The following is a 25,411-nucleotide window of genomic DNA, read 5'->3' on the forward strand; positions in this document are numbered from 1 at the left end:
GGTGCCGACCGATGATGGGGGGTACGGGCCCGGACGCGAGTTCCGTGCCGGGCCGGGCACCACGATCGCAGTCCGGGAAGCGATCGTGAACGTCCTCGCCACAGCGGGTTTGACCGTCGATCCCGCGGGTCGTGCACTGTTGCTGGACCTGATCCACGACAACCTCGGATTCCGGCTGACGATCCCGGATCAGGTGACCGGCCGCGATCACCTGATCGAAGTCGTCAATGCGTGCGCGAAGACCAGCGGCGGAATGAACGCACTTGCCGACGCCGTGCGGATGATGCGCCCGGATTCGCCGGAGTCGGACCACGTCCGGCGGCTGGTGCACCAGCCGCGGATGTACGACCTCTTGCCGGACGCGGAACTGATGTGGTTGCGCTCGATGCTGTCCGGGCTGGTTCCGCCGCGATTGAGCGCGTCAGTCCGCCGGGCGGCCGGGCCGGGCGACCCGCCGTCCGATGTCCACGACGCGTGGGCGGCTTTTTGCGTTCTGACGGATTTCAACACCCCGGCGAGCGGCTTACCGCCCGCGCTGGCGTTCGTCGAGTTGGTCGCCGCGAAGTGCGCGCCACGGCTGGCCGGTGAGCTGCGCGCCTGGAACACCCTGCAGGCCCGCCGTCTTCAGGCCGAGGTGGGGTTGCGCGAGCTACGGTCGGACCCGCAACCGGATTCTCCGGCCGGGGCGAGGCTGCACCTGATGATCGTCGTGCAGCCCGACGGCATCGATCCGGGCCGGCACCAAGTCTCCTTCTGGCGTCAGGACGACCCCGAGGTGTGGCCGCCGGCTCGGGGCGGCCTCCACACGGTGGCGGGCGACCAGCTCGAGCGGCACGTCGACACTCTCGTCGTCGACGCCGAAAAGGCGTGGGCGGAATATCGCGGCGAAGTAGCCTTGGAGTTCGTCTTGCCGAGGGCCCTGCTGAGCCTCCCGGTCCACCGATGGTGCAAGGAACACGAAACCGGTGACCCACGACCCCTGTTTCTCGACTATCCGATCGTCGTGCGTTCACTGGAACGGATGCGATCACCGCAATGGCACCGGGCCTGGCGAATGCGCTGGGAAGCGATGGCGACCGAGCTATCGGCCGAACGGGTGTACTTCTGCACAGCGGACGACACGGGGCAACGGCATCGCCTCGACGCTATATTGAGTGACGAGCAATGGATTGTCCTGGTTCTCGCGGCGGCGCCGTCATTGCGGCCGCGGCCGGGCGAAGACGAGCTGGCGGCAGGATTGCGGTCCGGGCTGCCGGCATTATTATGGCACCCCGAGGCTTCGCTGGATCTCTTACGAGAGGTGGTCACGTGGCTCGTCGACGGCGGTCTCAACGATCTTCCAGCCCAGGTGCAGAAATCCCGGCGTGCCGCATTCCGGAAACTGAACATTCCGGTGGATCTGCGGCTGGCACGCGATCTCGTCATCCTGTGGGACGACCCGTCACGACTCGTTTTCCTCGACAACCCGCCGTTCCGGCCAGCCCCGCCGCCAGGGAACGCGGATGAGCGAGGGCGCGCATCCTGAGACGCCGCCGGACTGGTGGGTCTACCGCGGCACCGGACTTCCGGCGCCGGAGCGGGCCGGGCTGCTCCCGCCACCGCCGCCGTGGCGGGAGTTCGACGGCGGGCCGCTCCTGGACGAGATTTCGGTGCCGTCCGACAACGGGGAAATGAAGCGACGGTTGGGCGCGGCCAGCACGGAATCGGTCCCGAGGGCCGACATCCACGAGGTCGACATGGTCAACGCGGCCCTCTATCTGCGTCGGCCCCTCCTCGTGACCGGACGTCCCGGCAGCGGGAAATCCAGCCTGGCGTTCCGGATCGCCCGGGAACTGGCCCTCGGCCGGGTGCTCCAGTGGCCGATCACTTCCCACACCACAGTAAAAGCAGGACAGTACGGCTACGACGCGATCGGCCGCGCCCAAGCGGCCGGGGCCCGGTCGGCAGGCGGCGGAGAGGCGGAACCGCCCATCGGTGACTTCGTCCGGCTCGGTGAGCTGGGCACCGCGTTCCTGCCCCGTCGACGTCCCCGCGTCCTGCTCATCGACGAGCTGGACAAGTCCGAAGCCGACCTGCCCAACGACTTGCTCAGCCTGTTCGAAGACGGCGAGTTCGAAATCCCCGAGCTGGTCCGGATGGCGCAGCGGACGCCGGTGGTCGAGGTGTTCACCGCCGACCCCGACTCCACCGCCGAGATCATCGGCGGCCGGGTCCGGTGTCACGCCTTTCCCGTGGTCATCATCACCAGCAACGGGGAGCGGGACTTCCCGCCCGCCTTCCTCCGCCGCTGCCTGCGCTACGAAACCAAGGACCCGGACGTCGGCCAGCTGGCCGCGATGGTCGCCGCGCACATGCTCGACCCGTCCGACGAGCACCGGTCGCGCATCATCGAGGAGTTCGTCAGCCGCAGTGAGGCATTCGGTGGTCTGCCGGTCGACAAGCTCTTGGAGGCGGTCTACCTGGCCACATCCGGGGCCTACCGCGAAGACGACGTCTCCTGGCCGAGGTTGGTCGACGCACTCTGGCGGCAACTGAACTCCTTGGTTTCCTGACGTGTCGCGGGAGCCGACCGAGGTCCCCACAGTCTCCGAGTTGAGCTGGAGCGAAGTGGGCGACGCGGTGTGGCTGGCGATGGCCATCGGGGATTCCGCTTCCCGCGCGCACCCCGAATTCGAGTCGCCCGAAGAACCGGCCGTCCCGGAGGACCTGGACCACGTGTCGCCGGAACCGCCGGAAGAACCGGCCGGGCCGACGATCCCGCCGCTCGGCCGGGGACCTGAGCTGCTCGTGACCGCGCTGGCCAAGAGCGCGGAGATCCTCGGGGCGAGCGGCGCCGAGGGGGTCAACGGACCTTCGCGGTTCCTGCCGGAGGCGGCCGCCGTCACCCGGGCCCTTCGTCCGCTCAAGCAGACCCGTCCGTCGCGCCGCGAGCAGGACGTCGTGTTGGACGAAGAGCTGACCGCGGAACAGGCGGCGCAGGACGGGCTCTGGCTTCCGCAGACGAAGCCTGCCACGCTCCGTGCCCTCGACCTGACTGTCGTGGTCGACTCGAGTCCGTCGATGGCGTTGTGGCAACCCACGGTGGCGGCTTTTCTCGCGCTGCTCCGGCAGCTCGGCGCTTTCCGGGCCATTCAGATCCGGTTGCTGGAGACCGACAAGCGAATCGGCGACGTCGTGTCCGGGCCGGTGCTGCGAGGTGGCACGCCGGGCGCGCCGGAACGGCAGCCCGCGGAGCTGCTCGATCCGTCCGGCCACCGCCTGATGCTCGTGCTGACCGATGGGATGGGTGAGTCTTGGCGCGAGGATCTGGTTTCCCCGCTGCTCGCCCAATGGGGCCGGACGATGCCGGTGTGCATCGTCCAGGTACTGCCCCAGCGGCTCTGGGGCCGGTCGGGCCCGCAACTGCACCAGGCCAGGCTCACGACGCCAGGACCGTTCCGGCCGAACCGGCGGTACGGGCTCGAACTTCCGGATTCCTGGCTGACCGGTGAGGACCCGGGGACCGCGGGCGCCGGCGCGGTGCCGATCCCGGTCGTCGAGCTCGACGCGCGCTGGCTCTCGTGGTGGGTCCGGTTGGTCGGCCGGGTGCAGCCCGACCCGGTGCAGGCGGTCGTCATGCTCGCGCGGACGCAGCCTCAGCCCGCGGAACCGTGGGACGAACTGCACGGACCGGAGCTGTCCGCCGGAGATCGTGTCAGGCACTTCCACGGGATCGCTTCACCGTCGGCGTTCCGGCTGGCGACGCTCTTGGCCGCGGTACCGGTGAGCCTGCCGATCGCCCGGTTCGTCCAGTCCGAACTCGTGCCGGAAGCGGCCACCGCCGATCTCGCGGAGGTGTTCAGCAGTGGCCTGCTCGACGTGCTGTCGACCACGGAAGCCATCAAGGACTGGGACGACATCGTCTACGAGTTCCCTTCTCCCGTGCGAGAAGCGCTCCTGGCCGCAGGACGGCGGTCGGACACGGCCCGGGTCGTCGTCACCACCACCCGGCGCTTCGGCGACCGCTATCCGGTACTGCTCAGGGTCGCCGAGGCACTGGACGATCCGGTCCGTGCGCCGCTGCCCGAATCGGACGCCGACCTGGCCCCCGGGGTCGCGCTCGAACGGGCCGTCATGCGGACTCTGTCCGGGCCCTATGCCGGACGGGCGGATCGCCTGCTGCGCTGGGAAGCCGAGCTGGCCGGCACGGGCGGGCCGGCGACGGAGACCGGGACTGTTACGAATCCCCTGTCCACGACCGAGAACCTGGTCGCCGACGTCCACGACCAGGCGGCCGATTCCCTTCAGCGGGTCCGCCAGTTCACGACCGACGCGCCCACAGTGTGGGGCGCCGTGCCCGCTCGCAATCCGGACTTCACCGGCCGGCAGCTGCTGCTCGAAGGACTGGCCGAGGAACTTCACGACAGCGGACGCGCCGCGCTCTTCGGTACCGGTGGGCTCGGCAAGACCCAGATCGCGGCGGAGTACGTGTATCAGAACCTCGGGCGATACGACCTGGTCTGGTGGGTCAGTGCCGCGCAGGGGACGCAGATCCGCGCGTCTCTGACGGAACTCGCCCGGCAGCTCGGACTGGCCGGTGCCGCGGAGACCGTTACCGCGGTGCCCGCCGTGCTCGAAGCCCTCCGGTCCGGCCAGCCGTACCGCCGATGGCTGCTCGTGTTCGACTCGGCGGACGAACCCGAGGCGGCGCTACCGTTCCTGCCGTCCGAAGGGCCGGGCGAGATCGTCGTGACGACGAGGAACCCGGACTGGCCGGAGAACTTCCCGCAGCCCCTCGAAGTGCGGCCGTTCATTCGTGCGGAAAGCACCGAACTGCTGAGCCTGCACGATCCGCAGCTCGGCGCGGAGCAGGCCGACCGGCTCGCGGCGCAACTGGGCGACCTGCCGCTGGCGCTCGCCCAGGCCGCCTCGCTGCGGACCGAGATCGCCATGCCGGTCGACGAGTATCTGCGGCGCCTCGAGGAGAAGACCGCGGAAATCCTGGCCACCTCGGCCCCGACCGAGTACGAGGTGCCGATCGCCGCCGCGTGGAACGTTTCGTTCGACGAGCTCGGAACCCGCAACCGCGCCGCGCACCAGCTGCTCCAGATCTGTGCGTTCTTCGCCCCGGAACCGATCTCCCGCAGCATCTTCGCCGGTGTCCGCAGACTTTCCATCGCCCCGGAGCTCGACGCGGCCATGCGTGACCCCACCCAGCTCGACCAGGCGCTGAGGGACATCAACCGATGGGGACTGGCGAAGGTCGACCACCGGTCCGACACGCTGCAGCTGCATTGGCTGGTTCAGCTGGTGCTGCGCAACCGGATGAGCGATCAGCATCGCCGGGATCTCCAGCACGGCGCGCACCTGCTGCTGGCGAACCGGGATCCCGGCGATCCGGCTGCGGCTCGGCTCTGGCCGCAGTACCACACGTTGCTCCCGCACCTCTACGCTGCCGAATTGATCGACTGCGACGACGACTGGGTGCGTGAGCTCGTCATCAACCTGTTGAAGTTTCTGTACTTCTGGGGTGACCACACCGGTGCGACGCTGCTCGCCCAGCGCGTGACAGCGTCCTGGACCGAGCGGTTCGGAGAAGCGGATCCGCTGACGTTGGAAGCGTCGGAACGGCTCGGCTTCTTCCTGTGGGTGCTCGGCAGGTACGAGGAGGCGGAAGTGGTCAACAACCGCACCCTCCGGCTTTACCAGCAGAAGGAGACCATCGGACAGCGGTCCGAGCAGACCCTGAACGCGCAGTTGTCGGTGGCCGTGGTGCTGAAGGCCAGAGGCGACTTCGCCGGTGCGCGCAGGCTCAACCTGGCGACTTTTCACGAGGCGGTCGCGATCCTCGGCAGCGATGAGCCGAAGACCCTGACCGCTGCCCACGATCTGGTCGTCTCGCTGCTCCTCACCGGAGAGTACGAAGAGGCGCGGCGGATCGGGGAGGACACCTATGCGCGATGTGCCGAAATACTGGGTCCGGACAACGCGGCCACCATCAGCACGTTGACCATCCTGGCGATCTGCCGGCGCGAGATCGGTGACTACGCCCTGGCGCGAATGGAGCTGCAGAAGATCGTCGAGCGGGTCCGCAGCCTCTTCCGGGATGACAACGCCGGAGTCGTCCGCCGGGAGTACCACCTGGCGGTGGCGTTGCGGAAGGACGGTCAGCACGCGGCGGCACTGACGCTGTCCCGGAGCACCCTCGAGCGCTTCCGCTCACGCTACGGGCTCAGCCATCCGAACACGCTGCCCTGCGCGCTGGCGCACTCGATCGACCTGCGGTACGCCGGGGAATTCGAAGCGGCAGGCGAACTGGGCCGGCAGGCGGTGGACCTGTACCGGGCGAGTCTCGGCGACCGCCACCCGCACACCTTGATCTCGGAGATCGACCTCGGCGTGACGCTCCGGCTGCTGGGAGAGAGCACGGCGGCGCGGAAACAGGACGACAACGCATTTCGGAACCTGCGCCGGATCCTCGGTGCCGATCATCCACACACCATCGCCGCGGCGATCGATCTCGCGAACGACCAGGTGGCTCCCGGCTCCTCGCGGATGTCGGCAGAGCGGCTCCTGGTGCGTGACACCGAAAGCCTGGCGCGTGCCCGTCGCACCGTCGGCGAAGACCACCCGATCACCTTGGCGGCCCAGCTCAACCGGGCGCTCGACCTGCGGGGGGTCGGCCGGGACCGGGAAGCCCTGCTGCAGCAGCAGGACGTCGTCGCCCGCTACCGACGGGTGCTGCGCGGCGACCACCCGATGACGGTGGCCGCCGAACGCGGGCAGCGCGCCGTGTGCGACATCGACCCGACCCCGCTGTGACGGCTCACCGGCCGGTCGTGGCCAGCCACCGAGCGACCTCTTCGGGTGTCGGGGCCGGGTTGGCCCGCTTCCGGATCCCCCGGTGCACCGCCCGCACCAGCTCGGGCCGGTCCAGGATGACGGCTGCCGTGTTCTCCTCGTGGGTCATCCGCAGGGCGAGTCCCAGCCCGACCAGGGCGACCGGCACGTCGGGATCCCGGCGGAGTTCGGCTCGGTAGCCTTCGAGTGCGGCCTCCCCGTTGCCGTTCACGAGGGCGAGGTCGGCCTCCGAAGCGCCGGAGACGTCCCGCCAGACCTGCCGGGCCCGGCGTTCACCGTCTTCACCGAGGCGAACCCGGAGCAGGTCGGCCCGTGCCTCCGACCACGGGCCGTCCGGGTCGGTGACCAGGACCGGGACAGCGGAATCGGTGTCGACGGTGGCGCCGCCCAGCCAGGCGCCGACGAGGCGGTCGACCGTCTCCGGAGCCGCGCGGTGGTGGCGAAGCCGCCAGCCCGCGCGGTGGTCGACGGCCATCAGCGCCGACCAGTCCGCTGCGACCGTCGTGACCTCGTCGTGCCGCCAGTCTTCGAGACGCTTCGCGAGGTGTCCGAGGAACCGGTGCCCGGCCTCGGTCAGTTCGGCGTCCTCGCGGATGTCGAACAGGGTGTTCTCGACCTGACGCCGCCAGTGCGCGAACTCGAAAGCGGCCAGTTCGTCTTCCGGCAGATCCCTGCTGAGCGCGCGGTAGAACTCCGTGACCGCGAAGAACGCGTAGATGCCGTGAATGACACCGCCGAGCGGTCGCGGGTCGTCTCGCCAGGGTGCGTAAAGCCGTTCTGTCCGGTCGCTGGAGTGGAGGGCCGCGATCTGCAGCAGACCGCCGAGCCGGATGTGCTGGAACTCGTGCACCAGAGCCGCGGCCAGGGTCACCGGGTCTTCGGGGTGACAGATCACCGCGCTGCCGAACGCCTCCCCGCTCGACGCGCTCGGCAGGCGGAACGGGAACGGCGGGTCGGGCACGATCGTGTCGAGGCCGGCGGGCAGGGCGTCCGCGTACTCCGGGACCAGCCGGGTGATCAGCTCCCAGGCCTGGCTGAGCATTCCGCGCCAATGTGCCAGGTCTTCGGGCGAGAGCCGGTATGGCGCCCGCGGGCCGTGGAGTCCGCGGTAAGGGTCGACGTCGTCGATGCGGATTGCCAGCCGCCGTCCTTCGGAGTCCAGCTGGAACGTGCGGATCCCGCGCCAGCCTGGCGCGTCGGCCGCGGAGTCGATCGGGATCGCCACGACGCGGCCGCAGGCCGAGATCTCGACCCGGCCCGCGACGCTGTGGACTTCGGCCGTGGCGCTCTCGGGTAACCCGTCGATGTGGGCGACGCCGAGGGTCGGCAGGGCTGCCAGCCCGCGCCACGCCGGGATCCGGATCCGAAAGCCGGTGACGCCGGCGCGGATCGCCGCCGCGGCAGCCAGTGCGTGCAGGTGTCCGATGTGGACCCAGAGCGGGCGGCCGTCGGTGACGTCCTGGTGCTGGAGCAGACGTGTGGTGTAGCCGGCCCAGCTGCCCGTGTAGGGGTGGGCGAGCACGTCTTCGAGCGCTCGCGGATCGGTCTCCTCGGCCAGGACCAAGAGGTCCCACGCGGTGTCGACGGAAGGGAGCGGCCCGTGCCGGTCCGGGCGCCCGGTCGTTTCGTCGATGATGGCGCGCAGCAGAAGCAGCCGACGGCTGCGCTCCGCCGTCCGTAACCGCCGGACCAGTGCCTGGCCACCTTCGGAACGGGCCAGGAGGTCGAACTCCGCCCACGAGACGTCGTGCACGAGCGGCTCGGTGGCGGCTTCGATGGGGACATTACTGCGGATGGACACGGTCCACCCTAACGGACGCCGCCTACTCGACCCGTTTCGCGCCTTGGCTCCCGCTCGCCGTGATCGGGTTGTGCGCCGTGCGCTCGACGACGTGGCGCACTGATCTGCGCATGAGTGCGGAGTCGAGTTTCCGCAGCTCGGACAGCGGCGTGGCACTGAGGTCCAGGAGCTCGGATTGGATCCCCGGTCGCCTCCTGCCGCCCGGCGATCGCATCGCGATTTCCCCTCTCATTAAGATCCCGCTTGGAGGCGCGCGTAAAGTAGCACGCCCGTCGATCACCCATTCGGGGGCATGCCGTAAAGGGCAGCGTACTCCGGACGGCCTGAGGTTTCGCCGTTTTCGCGAACAGGGTAACTCCGCAGTGTAATACCGGGAGTCACGGTACGAAGCGGTGAGGCGCAGTCGCGAATGAGTGACGAAAGAGCGGCGCCGGGTGGTGAATAGATTCCGTGGGAGGGCCCGCCGCGGATAGCCCGCCGGTGCGGCCGCGAGTCTCGCTCGCCGGGCGGCGGCCTGCGGGGCTCGCGATGGGAGTGCGTGATGGGTCTGCTTGGCGGCCATCGGTTGTTTGTCCGATGTGGGCGAAGCGGGCCAGGTTCGCCCGGCACTGGTTGGCATGAGGAAGTGCCGGCTTCGGAGAGCCGAGGTGATGCGTGGTTCGCGTGAGCGGTACGCGCGTGAACCTTCGATGGGAAACGAGAGTCGCTCGGACAGGTGAAGTATCTCGCCGGACTGGCATCGTCGAACTCGACGTCTACGTTTTGTAGCACAGACCGGAGACCGGGTCCGAACCTGTGTTGATGCGTGCCCCGTGGGATCCGTAGTTGTCAATGGTGATCGGCATACGAGTAGTGCGGTGGCATTGTTCTGTGGGGCAAGGGATGAGTTGGCATCACGATTCGTGAGTGACGTGATGCCGCGGGAACTCAAGCAGTCGAGTTCTTCGAGCGGACCTGAACCTGTCGTCCACCCTGATATTCCGGCAGACCGCGCAACTTCGCCGCCGGTCGAAGTGAGCCCGAGCGAGAGCACGGAGATCGTCCCGGAGGTTCCCGTAGTGGTCGGTCCGCGCCGTTCGGATGACGACGCCCGCCCATCTGGGGGGCCGTGCCGCCGAAGAATCCACTCTTCACCGGAAGGCGCGGACTGCTTGATCAGTTGGGTGAACGGCTGGGTGCAGGAACGACCGCCATCCTGCCGTCGGCACTGCAAGGAATGAGCGGTGCAGGCAAGACGCAGATGGCGGTGGAGTACATCTACCGGCACCGTCGGAGCTACGACGTCGTCTGGTGGATCCAGGCCACCCAGGAAACCCAGATCCGCGCAAGTTTCACCGAACTCGCCCGATGCTTGGGGCTGCCTGGTGCCGGCGAGGCAGGTACCGCCGTGCCGGCCGTCCGGGAGGCCCTGCGTCTGGGCCGGCCGTATCGCCGTTGGCTGCTGGTCTTCGACTCGGCCGAGGACCCGGATCTGGTCCGCCCGTTCTTCCCGGTCGACGGGCCAGGACAAATTCTGGTGACTACTCATAACCCAAGCTGGGCTTCCGTTGCGCGGCCACTGGAGGTGGGCGTCTTCGAACGCGCCGAGAGCAAAGAGCTGTTGGGCAGGTCAGGGATCGTCGACCCGGACGCCGACAAGATCGCGGATAAGCTCGGTGATCTGCCGCTGGCGGTCGACCAGGCCGCCTGTTGGCTGGCCGGGTCCGGGATGCCCGCGGCGGAGTACCTGGCGCTCTGTAACGAAAAGATCGTCGAAATACTCGGCACCTCGGCGCCGATCGACTATGAAACCTCTGTGGCCGCCGCGTGGAACGCGCCGCTCGCCCAGTTGAGCGAGAGCAACCCCGGTGCCCTCCTGCTCCTCCAGGTGTGCGCATTCTTCGCGTCTGGGCCCGTCTCGCGTCGTCTGTTTACCGAGGCGCCTGGCCTGCCGCCCGAACTCGCCGCTGTGGTGCGCGACCCGATGCTGCTAGGCCAGGCGATTCGTGACATCAGCCGGTACGGCCTGGCCGAGATCGACCACGGCGCCGGCTCCTTGAGCCTGCATCTTCTGGTGCAGGCCGTGCTGCGGAACCGAATGAATGACGCGCACCGGTTGGAGATGCGCCACTGTGCTCACCTGTTGCTGGCCGGTTGGGATCCCGGCGATCCCGCGTCGCCGAGCAACTGGCCGCGGTACCGGGCAATATGGCGGCACGTCGAAGTCGCCGAACTGGCTGAGTGCCGGGACCCGCGGGTGCGCCGGCTCGTCGCCCACCTCTTCGCTTTCCTTCACCACAGCGGCGAACACCGAGGCGCCATCTCGCTCGCGAAGCGGGCGGTGCGAGCGTGGGCAGCCGATCGGGAGCAACGGCTCTCGGCTGGTGAGAAGCCCGCTGAGAACCTGGGGGAGCTGAGTGCGTCCGAGAGGCTCGCGTTCTATCTCTGGTGTGTTGGACAGTACGACGAGGCCGCCGAAGTCGCGAGGCAGACGTTGGATCGCTACGCCGCTCTTCTCGGACCGGACCACAGCGACACGTTGAATGCGAAGCTGACCTACGCGCTCATCTTGAAGGCGCGCGGTGAGTTCGCCGAGGCGCGGAACCTCAACGAAATGATCCACCTCAAAGCGCGGGACAGCCTCAGCGCCGAGCACCCCTTCATCGCGGCAGCCACGCACGAGTTCGCGGTCGCGCTGTTGCTAACCGGTGAATACGAAAAGGCTCGCATACTGGCGAAGGACGCGTACGAGCGTCGTGCCGAGAACTTCGGTGCCGACCACGTCAATACGCTTGCCACGAGAATGCTGCTTTTGCTCGCTCGCCGGGAGGCCGGAGACTATGCCGGGGCCGCTGTCGAGGCCGGTCGCATCGTCGAGCGAACCAGCCGGCTCGACGACGAGAACAGCGCAGACTTGCTCCGCCGCCGCTACTTCTTGTCGGTCACGCTTCGCAAGAGCGGCGATCACGACACGGCGCTCGAACTCTCAGGTGACGCTCTGCCCAGGTTCCGGGTTCGGTATGGCCGCACCCATCCGAACGCGGTGGCCTGCGCGCTGGGACATGCGATTGATCTCCGATGTGCGGGAAAGCTCGCCGAAGCTCTCGAACTCGGTGAAGAAGTGCTGGGGCTCTACCGGCAGGCGTTGGGTGAAACCCACCCGCACACGTTGTCGGCCGCGCTCGATCTCGGGGTGACTCTGCGGCTCGGCGGTAACCCGGCGAGAGCACGTGTCGAGGACGAACTGTCGTTGCAGCGGTTTCGCGAGCGGCTCGGCGTGAACCACCCGCACTCGATTGCGTGCGGGATCAACGTGGCGAGTGACCTCTACGCCCTGGAACGAGTGACGGAGGCGGCCGTGCTGGACTCCGGTCTGCTCGACAAGGCCCGTCACGTCCTCGGCGAGGACCACCCGATGACGCTGGCTGTCCAGCTCAACCGTTCGCTCGACCTTCGTGAGCTGGGCGAAAACGTGGCCGCCGACTCATTGCGTAGCGACGTGCTGATGCGGCACGTCCGAGTGCTGGGGAGCAACCACCCGAACACTGAGTCGGCCGCACGCGGAGTCCGGGCCGACTGCGACATCGACCCGATGCCGCTGTAGCGGGCCTCGACGAGCGACGGTCTCACGCGCCATCCGGAATCGGTTCCGGGTGGCGCGCCGTCACTCGACGCGAGCCGCACCTTGGCTTCCGCTCACGGTCATCGGGATGTGGGCGACGCGCTCGACCACGTGCTGCAGCGCCTCGCGCAGTTCTTTGCTGTCAACGCTTCGCAGCGTGTTCAACGGCACCGAACTCAGATCGAGAAGCGAAGACTCGATTCCTGCTTCATCTCCGGATCGTGGACATTGCGTCACGTTTTCCCTCTCGACGGAGAACCAAGGCTGTGGCCATGATCCCGTAATTGCCGTCGTAGCGACAGGGTTGGACGTCGGTCAGGTGAGGTCGAGGATCGTGTGCAGCAGGGTGGTCAGTTCTGCTTCGAAGCCCGGGCGGCTGGCGACCCTGCGGGTGCGGGCCAGGTCGTTCGCGATGGTCAGGGCCGCGTGAATCGTTATCTTCGCCTCGCGCGGGGGTAGCGATGGGTGAGTGGTCGATAGCAACGTGACCCACTGGGCCACGTAATCGCGCTGCACTCGCAGGAGGTCGGCTTTGTCGCGCTCTGGCATCGTCACCCGGTCCGTCGAGAACGAGACCAGCAGTTCCGGCGTGTGCAGAATCGTGTGTACGTAAGACGCCGCCAACCGGCGCAATGCCGCCGGCTCGTCCGGGGCCTGCAGGGCTTGCTCGGCCGCCAGGGCCAGGCGGTCGGCTGCTCGGTGGCCGATCGCCACCATCAGGGCTGCCTTGCTCGGGAAGTGGCGGTAGACGCTGGGGCCCGCGATGCCCGCCGCCGCTCCGATGTCTTCCATGCTCACGTCGTGGAAGCCTCGCTGGGCGAACAAGGCCGTCGCCTCCGCCAGGACCTGCTCTCGGCGGGATGGCGTGCCCAAGCGCAATGGCGGCGTGTCCGGAGGGGGAGAGGCCGGCGTTGGCAGTGTGGCGTTGAGCACACCGAGGGCCAGTTCGACCAGTAACTGAGCGAAGCGACGGCGGGCCACGGCGGTGTGGTGGACCGACACGCTGCCGAACACCGACAGTGCCGCCCAGCACAGCAGCTCGGCGTCTTCGGCCCGTAGTTCCGGGCGTTGAACGAGCAGCGCCTTCGACCACGACGCCAGCGCCAGCGTCGACCGGCGGGCGATCTCCCGCTGGTCTTCCTTCGGGAGGTGACGGCCTTCCCAGCGCCACAGGGCCGCGATCTCCCGGCGTTCGACGGCCTGCGTCGCGAGCCGGCCGAGCAGGTCTTCCAGCTGGTCAACGGGCGGAACCGAGTCCGAGAGCGCCGAAGCCGTCGCCGCTTCCAGCTCTTCGAAACCCCCGAGGACGACGTACGCGAGGATCGCCTGCTTGTCCGCGAAGTGCCGGTACAACGCCGGGCCGGTGACGCCTGCCGCGTCCGCTATGTCCTTGATGCCGACGCCCGGGAAGCCGCGCGTGCGGAACAGCTCCGCGGCGACCGCGGCCAGCTGGGCCTTGCGGTCGCGCGGTCGCACAGCGCGCACGGAGTCGGTCATAGTGAGTCGACGATAGCGGCTAACGGCACACAGGCAACCCATTGACACCATGGGGTTATCCGGCGATATGTTAATGGCCATTAGCACTACTGGCCGGTATCATCGGTCACGGTACGAAGACGTCCCACCCGCTCGCGAGGAGTGTTCAGTGAGTAGCGAGGCCTACATCTACGAGGCGATCCGCACGCCTCGCGGCAAGAACAAGGGCGGTGCCCTCCACGGCACCAAGCCGGTCGACCTGGTGGTCGGCCTGATCGAAGAGCTCAAGGTCCGCCACCCGAACCTCGACCCGGCGGTGATCGACGACGTCGTACTCGGCGTCGTCTCCCCGGTCGGCGAGCAGGGCGCGGTCATCGCGCGCACCGCCGCGCTGAACGCGGGCCTGCCCGAGACCGTCGCGGGCGTGCAGCTCAACCGCTTCTGCGCCTCCGGCCTGGAAGCCACGAACACCGCCGCGCAGAAGATCCGGTCCGGCTGGGACAACCTGATCATCGCCGGCGGTGTCGAGTCGATGTCGCGCGTGCCGATGGGCTCCGACGGTGGCGCGCTGTTCATGGACCCGGCCACCGCGTACGACAACTACATCGTCCCGCAGGGCACCGGCGCCGACCTGATCGCGACCATCGAGGGCTTCTCGCGCGAAGACGTCGACGCGTGGGCCGTGCGCTCGCAGGAGAAGGCCGAAGCGGCGTGGTCCGGCGGCTACTTCGCGAAGTCCGTCGTCCCGGTCAAGGACATCAACGGCGTGACCGTCCTGGACCACGACGAGCACCGCCGTCCCGGCTCCACCGTCGAGGGTCTCGGCAAGCTCAAGCCGGCCTTCGCGGGCATCGGCGAGCTGGGCGGCTTCGACGCCGTGGCGCTGCAGAAGTACCACTCGGTCGAGAAGATCAACCACGTCCACACCGGCGGCAACTCCTCCGGCATCGTCGACGGCGCCGCGCTGGTGCTCGTCGGTTCCGAGCAGATCGGCAAGACCTTCGGGCTCACGCCGCGCGCCCGGATCGTGGCGACCGCGTCGATCGGCTCCGAGCCGACGATCATGCTCACCGGCCCGACCCCGGCCACCGAGAAGGTCCTGAAGACCGCGGGCCTCAAGCCCGAGGACATCGACCTGTGGGAGCTCAACGAGGCGTTCGCGTCCGTCGTGCTCAAGTGGATCAAGGACCTGCACCTCGACGAGGAGAAGGTCAACGTCAACGGCGGCGCGATCGCCATGGGCCACCCGCTCGGCGCCACCGGCGCGATGCTGGTCGGCACCGTGGTCGACGAGCTCGAACGCCGCCAGGCGCGCCGCGCCCTGGTGACCCTGTGCATCGGCGGCGGCATGGGCGTCGCCACCATCATCGAGCGGGTGTGAGGACACTAATGGCTGAGAGCAAGACCATCCGCTGGGAGCAGGACGAAGACGGCATCGTCACCCTGACCCTCGACGACCCGAAGCAGTCGGCGAACACCATGAACGCCGACTTCCGCGAGTCGCTCGGCGTAACCGTGGACCGGCTGGAGGCCGAGAAGGACGCCATCACCGGCGTCGTCATCACCTCGGCGAAGAAGACCTTCTTCGCCGGCGGCGACCTCAACGACCTCATCCAGGCGAAGCCTGAGAACGCGGTCGAGTTCACCGAGTCGTCCGGCCTGATGAAGGGCCAGATGCGGCGGATCGAGCAGCTCGGCAAGCCGGTCGTCGCGGCGATCAACGGCGCCGCGCTCGGCGGTGGCCTCGAGATCGCGCTGGCGACGCACCACCGCATCGCCGCCGACGCCAAGGGCAGCCAGATCGGCCTGCCCGAGGTGACGCTGGGCCTGCTGCCCGGTGGCGGTGGCGTTGTGCGCACTGTCCGATTACTGGGTATCCAGAGCGCGCTGCTGAACGTCCTGCTGCAGGGCCAGCGCCACCGCCCGCGCAAGGCGCTGGAGCTGGGCCTGGTGCACGAGGTCGTCGACACCGTCGAGGAGCTCGTCCCCGCCGCGAAGGCGTGGATCAAGGCCAACCCCGAAGGCGGCGTACAGCCCTGGGACGTCAAGGGCTACCGGATCCCGGGCGGCACGCCGTCCAACCCGAGCTTCGCGGCGAACCTGCCCGCGTTCCCGGCGAACCTGCGCAAGCAGATCAAGGGCGCGAACATGCCGGCGCCGCGGGCGATCCTGGCCGCCGCCATCGAGGGCTCGCAGGTCGACTTCGACACCGCGATCACCATCGAGACGCGCTACTTCATCAGCCTCGCCACCGGCCAGGTCTCGAAGAACATGACGAAGGCGTTCTTCTTCGACCTGCAGACCATCAACTCCGGCGGCTCGCGGCCGGACGGCTTCGAGAAGTACACGGCCAAGAAGGTCGGCGTGCTCGGGGCCGGGATGATGGGCGCCGCGATCGCGTACGTGTCGGCGAAGGCCGGCATCGACGTCGTCCTCAAGGACGTCTCGCAGGAGGCGGCCGAGAAGGGCAAGGGCTACGCGGCCAAGATCGAGCAGAAGGCCCTTTCGCGCGGCAAGACCACGCAGGAGAAGTCGGACGCGCTGCTCGCGAAGATCAAGCCGACCGCGGACCCCGCCGACTTCGCGGGTGTCGACTTCGTGATCGAGGCCGTGTTCGAGAGCGTCGAGCTGAAGCACAAGGTGTTCGGGGAGATCGAGAGCGTCGTCAACGCCGACGCGGTGCTGGGCTCCAACACCTCGACGCTGCCGATCACCACGCTCGCCGAGGGTGTGCAGCGGACCGAGGACTTCATCGGGATCCACTTCTTCTCGCCGGTGGACAAGATGCCGCTGGTCGAGATCATCTGCGGCGAGAAGACGTCGCCGGCGACGCTGGCGAAGGTCTTCGACTACACGCTGCAGATCAAGAAGACCCCGATCGTCGTCAACGACAGCCGCGGCTTCTTCACCTCGCGCGTCATCGGCACGTTCATCAACGAGGCCGTCGCCGCGCTGGGCGAGGGTGTCGAGCCGGCGTCGATCGAGCAGGCGGGTTCGCAGGCCGGTTACCCGGCGCCGCCGCTGCAGCTGATGGACGAGCTGACGCTGACCCTGCCGCGCAAGATCCGCAAGGAGACCCGCGAGGCGATCGAGGCCGCGGGCGGCACGTGGAAGGGGCACGCGTCGGAGGGCGTCATCGACCGGATGGTCGACGAGTTCGACCGCAAGGGCCGTTCGACGGGCGCGGGCTTCTACGAGTACGGCGAGGACGGCAAGCGCACCGGGCTGTGGCCGGGCCTGCGCGACGCGTTCAAGTCCGGCTCGGCCGAGGTCCCGTTCGAGGACCTCAAGGAGCGGATGCTGTTCGCCGAGGCGCTCGAGACGGTCAAGTGCTTCGACGAAGGCGTGCTGACGTCGGTGGCCGACGCCAACATCGGCTCCATCTTCGGCATCGGCTTCCCGGCCTGGACCGGCGGTGTCATCCAGTACATCAACCAGTACGAGGGTGGCCTGCAGGGCTTCGTCGACCGGTCGCGTGAGCTCGCGGCCCGGTACGGCGACCACTTCGAGCCGCCGGCTTCGCTGGTGGAGAAGGCCGCCAAGGGCGAGATCTACGAATAAGCGCTGACGTCGGAGGCCGTCACCGGGAACTCCCGGTGGCGGCCTTCGGCGTTATCTGACGACCAGGTTTATGACCGTGGCCAGGTCGGCCTCGGTCTTCCAGGTGGTTCCGCGCGTGTTGCCTCACTCGTCGTCGGTGAACGTCCGGTTGCAGAGGTCGAGGAGCGCAGGGGCGGGGTCGTCGAGCTTCACCAGCTTGACCGCGGTGCCCCGAGCGTCGTCGTCGATGTCAAAGCATGCGGCTTGGTGGTGCTGATCGAGCGGCGACGGCGATGGCCAGGAGGTGTCAGGGCGGCGAAGGTGAATGGGCAGCCGCGTCGGGAGTCCGGCGGGCAAGATGCGGGCGTGTCCGCCTGTTTGTCCGCTCCAGTTCGCCCAAAGGCCATCGGACGCGGTTAATCTCCGCCCATGCGCCGTCCTGTCACGGTGGTCCTCGCCGCCGTCCTGTTCGCCTCCAGCCTGACAACGATGTCAGCCGCCGCCGGCCTGAGCCCTGCCGACTACGTCGATCCCCTCATCGGCTCCGCCGGGGACGGGAACACCTACCCCGGGGCCACCGCGCCGTTCGGGATGCTCGCCTGGAGTCCCACCAGCACGCGCGGGGACCAGACGTCGACCGGCGCCGCCAACGGCTACCAGCACGACACCACCCGGATCCGCGGCCTGAGCCTCACGCACGTCAACGGCGCGGGCTGCAACCCGGGCGCCGCGGGGGACGTGCCGATCCTGCCCTTCGCCGGCGACGTCACGTCGTCGCCGACCGCGGACACCACCGACGCGATCTACGCGAGCAACTTCAGCCACGCCGACGAATCGGCGACGCCGGGGCGCTACAAGCTCGGGCTCGCGAACGGCGTCACCACCGACGTGGCGGCCACCGAACGCACCGCGCTCGGCACCCTCCGGTACCCCGCGGGCAAGCCCGCGAACCTGCTCTTCCGGACGTCGAACTCGCTCAACGGCAGCGAGGACGCCGAGACGCACCTCGACCCGGCGAACCGCAAGGTCACCGGGTCCGTGCTCACCGGCGCGTTCTGCGGCCGCCGCGCGAACGGCGGCGTCAACAACCGCAAGTCCTACTACCGGCTGTACTTCACCGCGTGGTTCGACCAGCCGTTCGCCGGCACCGGGACGTGGAAGGACGCGACGCTGCAGCCGGGCGGGCTCGACCAGACCGGCGGTGAGGGTTACGCGACCGGCGGCGACCGCGCGGGCCGAGGCTCCGGCGGGTACGTCACCTTCGCGCCCGGCAGCAAGGTCACCATGCGGATCGCGATTTCGTACGTCTCGCTCGAAGGCGCGGAGCGCAACCTGCGGGCCGAGCAGCCGCCGAGGTCCACGGTCGACAGCGTGGCCGCCGAGACGAAACGCGCGTGGAACACCGAACTGAACCGCGTCGCTGTCAGCGGCGGCACGGCCAACCAGCAGATCACCTTCTACACCGCGCTCTACCACGGCCTGCAGCAGCCGAACCTGGTGAGCGACGTCGACGGCCAGTACCTGGGGATGGATCGGAAACCCCACCGCGTCGCCCGCGGCCAGGACGCGCAGTACTCCAACTTCTCCGGCTGGGATCAGTACCGCGCACAGGTGCAGCTCCTGGCCCTGCTCGAACCCCGCGTCGCCGGGAACTTCGCGCAGTCGCTCTACAACTACGCGCAGCAGAACGACGGCGTCTGGGACCGCTGGGTGCACGTCAACGGCGCGACGCACGTGATGACCGGCGACCCGACGGCGGCGACGCTCGCGACGTTCTACGCGATGGGCGTCCGCAACTTCGACTACCGCGGCGCGTTCGATTCGCTGTACAAGCAGGCGACCGTGCCGCGGCCGGAAGGTCTGCAGGACGGCGGCTGCCCCGGCCAGTGCGTCGGCCAGCGCCCGAACCTCGCGCAGTACCTGACCTCGCACTACGCGCCCAACGACGTCTGCCACTGCTGGGGCGGCGCCGCGGAGACGCTCGAAGACTCCGTGGCCGACTTCGCAATCGGACATTTCGCAGAGCTGCTGGGTCGCAAGAACGAAGCCGCAGAGCTGCACGCGCGCGGGGAGTACTGGCGCAACGTCTACAACCCGGCGACCGGCTACATGCAGGCGCGCAACGTCGACGGCGGCTGGGTGACGCCGTTCGACCCGGCGAGCGACCGCGGGTTCGCCCAGGGCAGCGCGGCGGCCTACACCTGGATGGTCCCGCAGGACGTCTCCGGCCTCTCCGACGCGATGGGCGGCAAGACGACCGCCGTCACCCGCCTCGACGGCTTCTTCCACGACGCGAACGGCAACTGGCTGCTGCGCGGTGGCGGACCGCTCAAGTACGACCCGACGAACGAGCCCGACATCCACGCGCCGTGGCTCTACAACGAGCTCGGGCAGCCGTGGAAGACACAGGAAACCGTGCGGCAGCTGGTGAACGGGGTGTACGGGACCGGGCCGTTGGGCCTGCCCGGCAACGACGACCTCGGCACGATGTCCGCCTGGTACGTCTTCGCCGCGCTCGGCATCTACCCGCGCACGCCGGGTTCGGGCGAGCTGCTGCTGTCGAGCCCGCTGTTCCCGAGCGCCGTGATCCGCCCGGCGGCCGGGGCCCCGATCCGGATCGCGACGTCGGGCAGCGGCAAGTACGTCGCGGACGTCCGCAGGGCCGGCCGGCCGCAGCGGGACTGGAAGCTCGACGAGTCCTTCCTGCACACGGGCGGTTCCCTGGACTTCCGCCTGTCCGAGACGCCGACGACGTGGGGGAGCTGACCGTCACCCGATCAGGCTGAACGCAGCGGACCAAGGCCTGGGCGCGCCGCCCGGGCCTTGGCCGCCGCCGAAGCGACTCACGGTTCCAGCGCGACGTGCGGGAGCCGGCGGTCCAGCCAGCGAGGCAGCCACCAGGCCCGCGCGCCGAGCAGGCGCATGATCGCCGGGACGAGCAGGCAGCGGATCACCAGCGCGTCCAGCAGCACCGCCACCGCGAGGCCGAGCCCGAACTGCGCCAGCATCCGCGACGGGTCGAGCAGGAACGCGCCGAACACCAGCACCATGATCGCGCCGGCGGCGGTGATCACGCCGCCGGTCGCGGCGAGGCCTTCGCGCACCGCGAGCCGCGCGTCGCCGGTGCGCCGCCACTCCTCGTGCATCCGCGACACCAGGAACACCTCGTAGTCCATCGACAGGCCGAACACGATCGCGAAGATCATCACCGGCACGAACGCCTCGATCGGGCCGGACTGCGCGCCGAACCAGCCGTCGCCGAACACCAGCGTCATCACGCCGAGCGAGGCGCCGATGCTCAGCAGGTTCAGCAGCGCCGCCTTCAGCGGAATGAGGATCGACCGGAACACGACCATCAGCAGCAACGCCGAAAGCCCGACGACGACCAGCACGAACAGGGGCAGCCGAGCGGCGACGGCGTCGGCGAAGTCCGTCGCGGCCGCGACCGAACCGCCGACCAGGTAGTGGCCGGACAGGGACGGTAGGACCTCGGTCCGCAGGCGCGTCACCAGGTCGGCGGTCGCTTCGTCCTGCGGGGACGTCGTCGGGAACGCGAGCACGGTCAGGCCCATCGGCGGCAGCGCGCGGGCGATGCCCGGGGTCGACGCGAGCCGCTGCTGCAGCGCGACGGGCTCGCCGTCTTCGGTGACGACGGCGAGCGGCCCGCTGAAGCCCGGCCCGAACCCTTCGGCCATCAGGTCGTACGCCTCGCGCGTCGTCGACCCGGCGGGGTCGGTGCCCGAGTCGGCGAAGCCGAGCCGCATGCCCGCGGCCGGGAGGGACAGTCCGACGAGGACGAGCAGGCCGATCGCCAGCGGGGCTGCCGGACGACGTTGGACGCCGTCGGCGAGCCGCCGCCAGGCCTTGCCGTGCTCGCGCCTTTCGGCGTGCTTGCGGATGCCGCGTTCGAGCCGCTTGCCGAACAGCGACAGCAACGCGGGCAGCAGCGTCACCGACGCGAGCATCGTCATGAGGACGGTGAGCGCGACGGCCAGCGCGACACCCCGCAGCCCGCCGAGCCCGAGGGCGAGCAAGCCGAGCAGCGCGATGATCACCGTCGTCCCGGCGAACAGCACCGACCTCCCGGCAGTGTCGAGCGCGCGCCGCGCCGCCGCGTCGCGGTCGTGGCCGGCCAGGATTTCGCTGCGGTAGCGGGAAAAGATGAGCAACGCGTAGTCGACACCGACGCCGAACCCGACCAGCATCATCAGCGGGGACGTGTAGCTCGCGATGTCGACGTAGTGCGAGACGATCGTGATCGCGCCCAGTGTGCTGCCGACCGCGAACACCGCGGTGATGACCGGCAGTCCCGCCGCGAGCAGCGAGCGGAACAGGAACACGAGCACGACCAGCGCGGCGAGCAGTCCGACACCTTCCGCGGGCCCGCCACCCTCGGCCACCCGCTTGATCGGGTCACCGGCGAGCGCGACCTGAACGTCCTTCGCCTGCTTCGCGGTGTCGACGACCTTGACGATGTCGGCGTAGGGGAGGTCGGCCGACGCGGCGTCGAACGTGACGGTCGCGTAGCCGATCCGGCCGTCCCGCGACAGCGTCGCCGCGCTCTCGAACGGGCCGGTCACCGACCGCACGTGCGGCAGCAATCGGACATTCCCCAGAGCGTTTTCGACCGCGGCACGCCGGGTGGGCAGCCCGCTGTCGGACTTGAAGACGATCTGCGCGTTCGCGCCGGACTGCGCGGTCGTCTTCAGCAGATCGACGACCTGCTGCGACTCGGTGCCCGGCAGCGAGTTGTCGTCGTGGAAGGCGCTGCCGGTGAGCCGGGAGGTGAACGTGACGCCGAGGAGGACCAGGGCCCAGAGTGCGACGGCGAGCCACCGGTGGCGTTGCGCCCAGCCGGCGAGACGCGCCAGCCGGCCGCCGGAGGTGCGAGTGATGGTGTCCATGGTGGACAAGAATCCGCGAGTGCGGGCCTACTCCGCGTCGCGCTCCGGAGGGCACTTCGGGTGCTCCCGGCGGTGTCCCTTAAGGCCTTTCCCGTACTCCCGCGGGAGTACGGCTCAGGGGTTGAGCCAGCGCGGTGTCACCGCGCCGGACTCGTAGGCGAGCACGACGAGCTGGGCGCGGTCGTGAGTGCCGGTCTTGGTCATGATGCGGCTGACGTGCGTCTTCGCCGTCGCCGGGCTGAGTGTCAGCTCGCGCGCGATCTCGTCGTTCGACAGGCCCGCGGCGACCAGGGACAGGACTTCGCGCTCGCGGTCGGTGAGCCGGTCGAGCGCCGGGGCCGTCGCCGGGCGGGTGACGCGAGCGGCGAACTCGGAGATCAGCCGTCGCGTGATGGACGGCGCCAGCAGCGCGTCACCGCGGGAGACGACGCGCACGGCGTGGATCAGCTCCGCGGGTTCGGTGTCCTTGACCAGGAACCCGCTCGCACCCGCGCGAAGCGCGCCGTAGACGTCTTCGTCGAGGTCGAACGTGGTGAGGATGACGACCTTGGTGCCGGTCAGCGCCGGGTCTGCCAGCAGGTGCCGGGTGGCGGCCAGGCCGTCGAGCACCGGCATCCGGATGTCCATCAGCACGACGTCCGGGCGGTGGTCGTGCGCGGCCTGCAGGGCTTCGTGCCCGTCGGCGGCTTCGGCGACGACGTCGATGTCGTCCTCGCCGTCCAAAATGGACCGGAAGCCGGCGCGGACGAGCCGCTGGTCGTCGACGAGCAGGACCCGGATCATCGGCCCATCATCGCACCGGCAGCCGGGCGCGCACCCGGAAACCGCCCCCTTCGCGCGGCGCGGCGGTCACTTCGCCGCCGAGGGCCCGCGCGCGTTCGGTCATGCCGCGGATGCCGTCGCCGGCCGGGGCGGTGCCGCCGCGGCCGTCGTCGTCGACCTGGACGGACAGCTCGGTTTCGCCGTAGCCCAGCCGGACGACGACGGCTGTGGCGGCGGCGTGCTTCGCGACGTTCGTCAGAGCTTCCTGGACGACGCGGAACGCGGCGTGCTCGACGTCCGGCGGCAGGTCCCGGGCGACGCCGTCGATCTCGGTGCGCACGGTCAGCCCGGACGCGCCGGCCGATTCGGCCAGCTCCGCGACGCGGGACAGCGTGGGCACGCCGGTCTGGCGCAGCATGCCGAGAGTCGCGCGCAGCTCTTGCAACGCCGTCTTGCTAGCGTCCTTGATCGCGCCGAGTGCTTCTTCGGACTGCTCCGGATCCCGGCGGTGCAGCGCGGCGCCGGCCTGGACGTTGATCAGCGCGAGGTGGTGGCCCAGCGCGTCGTGCAGCTCGCGCGCGATGCGGAGGCGCTCGTCGGTCCGCGCTTCGGCGGCTTTGGTGCGTTCGGCCGCGGCGCGGAAGTGCGCGACGGCGCCGCCCGCGACCAGCGCGACGAACCAGCCGGTCATCAGGAAGAACGCGAAGTTGTCGACGTGCCGCCCGGTCCGTGAGCTGATCTCGCCGACCACGACACCCGCCATCGCCGCGACGACCAGCAGCGCGGCGCCGCGGATCCGGCCGGCCGCCGCGGCCGTGTAGAGCGTGTAGGCGAAGGCCAGCAGGACAAGGCCGTCCGGATCGGTGAGCGGGTAGTAGAGCGCGCAGCAGACCAGCGCGAACCCGGCGACACCCAGCGGGTAGCGGCGGCGCAGGAACAGCGCGGCGCAGCAGGCGATTGTCAGCACCCAGCCGAGCACGACGTGGTTCCCGGGCTCCGCCGTGTCACTCAGCACGGCGAACAGCGAACCCGCGAGCACCGCGACGGTGACCGCGAGTTCGGCGGCGTACCGCCGTAACCAGGACATCCGGCGAGTCTAGGACGGATTCACGCCAGCCCGTCTAGAGCGGCGCGCAAGCGTTTGCCGGCGTGCTCGGTGAACGGATCCATGTGGCCGAAGCACGCGATTTCGACGTTCAGCGCGGCCAGCCTGCGGAATGACTCCAGCAGGCGCGGGCGATCCGTGTTGAACACGCCGGGCATGGCGGCGCCCTCCATCTGCGTGACCGAGTCGCCGGTGAACAGGACGCCGTGCTCCGGGAGGTGGATCGCGATGCTGCCGTCGGTGTGCCCGGGGATCGCGAGGATCTTCGCGCCGCCGCCGAAGCCGAGTTCGTCGCCGTCGGCGAGTTCACGGTCGACGGCGCAGGGCGGCCCGGTGAGGCCCTTGGTCTCGGCGCCGGTCTGCTCGTACAGCGGACGCTCCCAGTCGAGCAGCACCGGCGGGGTGGCGGGCCGTTCACCGCGCACCACCGGCGCGTCCGCGTGGTGGGCGAGCACCTCGATCCCGCCCCACGCGCGGATGTCGGCCGCCGCGCCCGCGTGGTCGGAGTGGTAATGGGTCAGCACGATCCGGCGCAGCTCACCGGGTTCCCGCCCGGCCGAGCGGATCGCGTCCGCGATGCCGGGCGCCCAGCCGGCGAGGCCGGTGTCGATCAGGGTCAGGGCGTCGTCGTCCTGCCAGAGGTAGGCCTGGACGAACGCGTCCCGGATCAAGTGCAGCCGCGGGGTGATCTCGACGAGCTCCATGCCGCGAGATTAGGGGTGAGCGCGTGCGCGCGGGGCGGGATTTGCTCACAGCGTAACGGGGGTCGCTTGCGATTTTCTTTGTAACAAACGGTTTCCGGCCACCGACTAGGCGGCATCGGTTCGCGTGGCTAAGGAGTACTTGTGGGTAAGAAGCTCGGGTTGATCCTGGCGGCGGGACTGCTGGTCGCAGGCTGCGGCGCGGGTCCGCAGCAGTTCAGGGACACCGGCAACGTCGGCGTGATCGCGCCGACGACATCGAGCTACGCGACGCCGACGTATTCCGTTCCGGTCACGACCGAAGCGCCGGCTACCACTTCCGCGCTGCCGACCACTTCCGACGTGCCGGTCGCCACGACGGCCGCGCCGAAGACCGTCGCGCCCAAGGCCGTCGCACCCAAGGTCGTCGCACCGAAGACGACCGCGGCGAAAGCCCCGGCGCCGAAGACCACGGCCAAGCCCGCGCCGCAACCTGCCGCGTGCGGTGCCGACTACTACCGGAACTCGGACGGCAACTGCGTGCACCGGCCGAGTGACAACCCGTCCGGCGCGACCGCCATCTGCAACGACGGCAGCTACAGCTACAGCCAGCACCGCTCCGGCACCTGCTCGGGGCACGGCGGGGTGCGCACCTGGCTGTGAGATGTACGGCATCGAGCACGAATGGATCGGAATCCCCCA

At 69.3% G+C, this 25,411-nt stretch carries 15 protein-coding genes; 8 read left to right on the forward strand and 7 right to left on the reverse strand.

The features are described from left to right. Positions 1-85: 85 nt before the first annotated feature. From OG494_RS44810 to fxsT (OG494_RS44820), 3 genes are read left to right on the forward strand one after another with little or no spacing between them, the layout of a single operon-like run. Positions 86-1,525 (forward strand): VMAP-C domain-containing protein, encoded by a 1,440-nt coding sequence (locus OG494_RS44810; protein WP_328449354.1) that lies wholly within the window; start codon positions 86-88, stop codon positions 1,523-1,525. Continuing rightward, positions 1,503-2,552 (forward strand): AAA family ATPase, encoded by a 1,050-nt coding sequence (locus OG494_RS44815; RefSeq protein ID WP_328449356.1) that lies wholly within the window; start codon positions 1,503-1,505, stop codon positions 2,550-2,552. Before OG494_RS44810 ends, OG494_RS44815 begins: the two co-directional genes overlap by 23 nt. A 40-nt stretch (positions 2,553-2,592) precedes the next feature. After that, the gene (gene fxsT, locus OG494_RS44820) at positions 2,593-6,801 is read left to right on the forward strand and encodes an FxSxx-COOH system tetratricopeptide repeat protein (RefSeq protein WP_328449358.1); all 4,209 of its coding nucleotides are present in this window, start codon (positions 2,593-2,595) and stop codon (positions 6,799-6,801) included. A gap of 4 nt (positions 6,802-6,805) precedes the next feature. Here the strand turns inward: fxsT (OG494_RS44820) and OG494_RS44825 are convergent, their stop codons facing one another. Continuing rightward, positions 6,806-8,641: an HEXXH motif domain-containing protein gene (locus OG494_RS44825; protein WP_328449360.1), complete on the reverse strand. Its 1,836-nt coding sequence runs from the start codon at positions 8,639-8,641 to the stop codon at positions 6,806-6,808. Between the two features lie 1,108 nt (positions 8,642-9,749). On the opposite strand from OG494_RS44825, the gene fxsT (OG494_RS44830) reads away from it, so the two are divergent. After that, positions 9,750-12,224, forward strand: coding sequence for an FxSxx-COOH system tetratricopeptide repeat protein (fxsT, locus tag OG494_RS44830; RefSeq protein ID WP_328449362.1), 2,475 nt, complete (start codon positions 9,750-9,752; stop codon positions 12,222-12,224). A 333-nt stretch (positions 12,225-12,557) separates the two neighbouring features. Here fxsT (OG494_RS44830) and OG494_RS44835 read toward each other — a convergent pair whose 3' ends face one another. Continuing rightward, positions 12,558-13,739 carry a TetR/AcrR family transcriptional regulator gene (locus tag OG494_RS44835; RefSeq protein WP_328449364.1) on the reverse strand — a complete coding sequence of 394 codons (1,182 nt, stop codon included), beginning with the start codon at positions 13,737-13,739 and terminating at the stop codon, positions 12,558-12,560. Positions 13,740-13,887: 148 nt separating this feature from the next. On the opposite strand from OG494_RS44835, the gene OG494_RS44840 reads away from it, so the two are divergent. Together OG494_RS44840 and OG494_RS44845 are read left to right on the forward strand one after the other, a co-directional pair. Then, positions 13,888-15,099, forward strand: a complete 1,212-nt coding sequence (locus OG494_RS44840; protein WP_323323099.1) for an acetyl-CoA C-acetyltransferase — start codon at positions 13,888-13,890, stop codon at positions 15,097-15,099. Positions 15,100-15,107: 8 nt separating this feature from the next. Further along, positions 15,108-17,279, forward strand: coding sequence for a 3-hydroxyacyl-CoA dehydrogenase NAD-binding domain-containing protein (locus OG494_RS44845; protein ID WP_328449368.1), 2,172 nt, complete (start codon positions 15,108-15,110; stop codon positions 17,277-17,279). Positions 17,280-17,402: 123 nt separating this feature from the next. On the opposite strand, the gene OG494_RS44850 is transcribed toward OG494_RS44845, so the two are convergent. Beyond that, on the reverse strand, positions 17,403-17,615 hold the full coding sequence (locus OG494_RS44850; RefSeq protein WP_328449370.1) for a hypothetical protein: 213 nt from the start codon (positions 17,613-17,615) through the stop codon (positions 17,403-17,405). Between the two features lie 72 nt (positions 17,616-17,687). Here OG494_RS44850 and OG494_RS44855 point away from each other — a divergent pair, with 72 nt between their 5' ends. Then, complete coding sequence (locus OG494_RS44855) at positions 17,688-20,024, forward strand: GH92 family glycosyl hydrolase (protein ID WP_328449372.1); 2,337 nt, start codon at positions 17,688-17,690, stop codon at positions 20,022-20,024. Between the two features lie 77 nt (positions 20,025-20,101). Here the strand turns inward: OG494_RS44855 and OG494_RS44860 are convergent, their stop codons facing one another. The 4 genes from OG494_RS44860 to OG494_RS44875 form a co-directional block, all read right to left on the reverse strand. Beyond that, a complete protein-coding gene (locus tag OG494_RS44860) occupies positions 20,102-22,162 on the reverse strand; it encodes an MMPL family transporter (protein ID WP_328449373.1) in 2,061 nt (686 codons plus the stop codon). Positions 22,163-22,276: 114 nt separating this feature from the next. Beyond that, complete coding sequence (locus OG494_RS44865) at positions 22,277-22,945, reverse strand: response regulator transcription factor (RefSeq protein WP_328449375.1); 669 nt, start codon at positions 22,943-22,945, stop codon at positions 22,277-22,279. A gap of 7 nt (positions 22,946-22,952) precedes the next feature. Next, positions 22,953-24,011 carry a sensor histidine kinase gene (locus OG494_RS44870; protein WP_328449377.1) on the reverse strand — a complete coding sequence of 353 codons (1,059 nt, stop codon included), beginning with the start codon at positions 24,009-24,011 and terminating at the stop codon, positions 22,953-22,955. A 20-nt stretch (positions 24,012-24,031) separates the two neighbouring features. Next, positions 24,032-24,733 (reverse strand): MBL fold metallo-hydrolase, encoded by a 702-nt coding sequence (locus OG494_RS44875; protein WP_328449379.1) that lies wholly within the window; start codon positions 24,731-24,733, stop codon positions 24,032-24,034. Positions 24,734-24,874: 141 nt separating this feature from the next. On the opposite strand from OG494_RS44875, the gene OG494_RS44880 reads away from it, so the two are divergent. Beyond that, entirely contained in the window at positions 24,875-25,372 is a 498-nt protein-coding gene (locus tag OG494_RS44880; protein WP_328449381.1) for a DUF3761 domain-containing protein, read from the forward strand. The last annotated feature ends 39 nt before the right edge of the window (positions 25,373-25,411 follow it).

It is taken from the genome of Amycolatopsis sp. NBC_00438 (genome assembly GCF_036026695.1).
Lineage (GTDB): Bacteria > Actinomycetota > Actinomycetes > Mycobacteriales > Pseudonocardiaceae > Amycolatopsis.